We start from the raw sequence: 427 nt of genomic DNA on the forward strand, positions 1-427 counted from the left end.
GGTGGTGATCGAGCCCGACGCGCTGGCGCAGCTGGACTGCCTGTCCGCCGAGCAGCGCTCGGTGCGCGTGAGTCTGCTGCAGTACGCCGCGCGCGAGTTCAAGCAGCGCGCGCCGAATGCGCTGGTCTATCACGACGGCGGCAATGCGAGCTGGATCGGCGCCGACGACATGGCGCGGCGCCTGCAATCGGCCGGCGTCGCCGAGATCCGCGGCTTCGCCTTGAATGTGTCGAACTATCACACCAGCGCCGATTCCAACCGCTACGGCGCGGCGGTGGCCGCGTCCTTGAAGAGCCAGTTCGGCTACGCCAAGCCGTTCGTGGTCGACACCAGCCGCAACGGCAACGGCTCCAACGGCGAGTGGTGCAATCCGGCCGGGCGCAAGCTCGGCGTGGCCTCGCAGAACGCTTCCAGCGGCGCGGAAATG

Annotated in this window: 1 protein-coding gene; it reads left to right on the forward strand. The window is 68.9% G+C overall.

Annotation, left to right across the window (positions count from 1 at the left end; translation table 11 throughout):
* Positions 1-427, forward strand: a 427-nt coding sequence (locus JQK88_RS35780) for a glycoside hydrolase family 6 protein (RefSeq protein WP_203281301.1), incomplete at both ends; no start/stop codon positions are given.

It is taken from the genome of Mesorhizobium caraganae (genome assembly GCF_016836705.1).
Taxonomy (GTDB): Bacteria; Pseudomonadota; Alphaproteobacteria; order Rhizobiales; family Rhizobiaceae; genus Mesorhizobium; species Mesorhizobium caraganae.